Source organism: Streptomyces phytophilus (assembly GCF_013870535.1).
Taxonomy (GTDB): Bacteria; Actinomycetota; Actinomycetes; order Streptomycetales; family Streptomycetaceae; genus Streptomyces; species Streptomyces phytophilus.
Genome location: NZ_JACBXC010000993.1, coordinates 1 through 2,273 on the forward strand (window position 1 = coordinate 1; position 2,273 = coordinate 2,273).

At 72.5% G+C, this 2,273-nt stretch carries 3 protein-coding genes; all 3 read left to right on the plus strand.

All coding sequences use genetic code 11. The features are described from left to right. A partial coding sequence (locus tag H5J30_RS28160; RefSeq protein WP_181790110.1) for a WD40 repeat domain-containing protein occupies positions 1 to 1,001 on the plus strand: 1,001 nt, incomplete at its 5' end. Positions 1,002 to 1,097: 96 nt separating this feature from the next. After that, entirely contained in the window at positions 1,098 to 1,973 is an 876-nt protein-coding gene (locus tag H5J30_RS28165; protein ID WP_181790111.1) for a glycosyltransferase family 2 protein, read from the plus strand. Between the two features lie 89 nt (positions 1,974 to 2,062). Next, on the plus strand, positions 2,063 to 2,273 hold a 211-nt coding region (locus H5J30_RS28170; RefSeq protein WP_374101032.1), incomplete at its 3' end, for an SCO4848 family membrane protein.

Below are 2,273 nucleotides of genomic sequence, written 5' to 3' on the forward strand. Positions count from 1 at the left end.
GCGCCACCGTCCTCGCGGGCGCCGGCGGCACCGCGGCGATCATCGGCCTGCGAGAGGACCCGAAGAAGATCACCGTCGCCGAAGCGGCAATCCTCCGCATCCCGGACGGGGCCGAAGGCGTCGCGTTCCCGGACGATCGAACGCTCGCCACCGTCAGCGACTCCGGAGACATCAGGCTCTGGGACGTGGCGACGGGCGAGCCCGGAACGCGCCCCGCGTCCACGGAACCCGCGTCGTCCGTGGCGCTCAGCCGGGACGGCAGGACCCTGGCCACCGGCGGCACGTACGACGAGGGCGTGGTCCTGTGGAACGTGGACAAGCGCAAGCTCATCGACGCTTTCTCCACAGGTCACGACGGTGGAGTGTGGGCCGTGGCGTTCAGCCCCGACGGCAAGGTTCTGGCCACCGGCAGCGAGGACGCCACCGTGCGCCTGTGGAACGTCGCCACGCGCAAGCGCATAGACACCCTCACCGGCCACGAGGCCGAGGTCCGTGCGGTGGCGTTCAGCCCGGACGGCAGGACCCTGGCCACCGGCAGCTCGGACGAGACGGTGCGCCTGTGGGACATCACCACGCGCGACACCACGGACATCCTCACCGGACACGGATCGTGGGTCCAGACCGTGGCGTTCAGCCCGGACGGCAAGACCCTGGCCACCGGCTCGGACGACAACAAGGCACGCCTGTTCGACGTCGCCACGCGCAAGCGCGCGGCCACCCTGACCGCCCACAAGAACGGTGTCGTCCGGCTGGCGTTCAGCCCGGACGGAGAAACCCTGGCCACCGGCAGCCGGGACAAGACGGTGCGCCTGTGGGACGTCGCCACGCGCGAACCCGCGGCCGTTCTCACCGGACACCGGGAGGAAGTCTGGTCTGTGGCGTTCAGCCCGGACGGCAGGACCCTGGCCACCGCCGCCGACGACAACGCGCGCATGTGGAAGGCGAGCGGAGACGCCCGCATTTCGGCGGCGCGCATCGACAGGAGCCGGCAGCAGAGCTAGGGCCTGCCGTTTGGCCTCGTTCTCCCCAAGGGAAGGTGGCCGGGCGGTGAACGGCTACCATCGCGGGCACCGCTGTCGACGTCTGGAGTGCCCGCCGTGTCCGTGCCGCGCCTCGGGGTCGCCGTCCTGACCATGGGTACGCGCCCCGCCGAGCTGGCCGCCCTGCTGGCGTCGGTGGCCGGGCAGCGGGTGCCGCCCGCGCGGGTGGTGGTCGTCGGCAACGGGTGCGCGCTGCCGGACCTCGGCGACGGCGTGACCGCCGTCGAGCTGCGCGAGAACCTGGGCGTCGCGGGCGGGCGCAACGTCGCCATCGACGAGCTGCGCGCCTTCGGGGACGTGGACGTGGTCGTCGACCTCGACGACGACGGGCTGCTGGTCGACGACGAGGTCTTCACCCGGCTGCGCGACCACTACGCCGCCGACGAGCGGCTGGGCGTCGTCAGCTTCCGTATCGCCGACGCCACCGGCGCCACCCAGCGGCGGCACGTACCGCGGCTGCGGGCGGGCGATCCCATGCGCGGCGGGGAGGTGACCACGTTCCTCGGCGGCGGGCACGCCCTGTCGATGCGGATGCTGGACGAGATCGGCACCTGGCCGGGCCACTTCTTCTTCACCCACGAAGAGACGGACCTCGCCTGGCGGGCGCTGGACGCCGGCTGGAAGGTCGTCTACGACCCCGAGCTGCTGCTCCAGCACCCGAAGACCTCACCCGCCCGGCACGCGGTCTACTACCGCATGACGGCCCGCAACCGCGTGTGGCTGGCCCGCCGGCACCTCCCGCTCCCGCTGGTCCCGGTCTACCTCGGCACCTGGCTGGCCCTGACCGTGGCGCGCGTCCGCTCGCCTTCGGGGCTGCGCGCCTGGTTCGGCGGGTTCACCGAGGGCCTGCGAACGGACTGCGGCGGCCGGCGGCCCATGCGCTGGCGCACGGTGTGGCACATGTCCAGACTGGGCCGGCCCCCGATCGTCTAACGCCGCGAAAGCCGCGCGTGCGCGGGGCCTGATCCGGGCACACACGGCCCCGGACGCCGGTTCGCGGGGCGGGGTGCGAGGCTAGGCGCATGCACCTCTCACGCCGCGCGTCCTGGTTTCTGCTCGCCTTCGGCGGGTGGTCCTGGTTCATCTGGATCACGTTTGTCCGGAATCTGTGGAAGGACTCCAGCGGGCTCGCCTTCGAGGACGGGGACCCCACGGGGTACTTCTGGGTGCACCTCACGCTGGCCGTGACGTCCTTCCTGCTCGGCACGGCGGTCGGGTGGCTGGGGCTGCGCG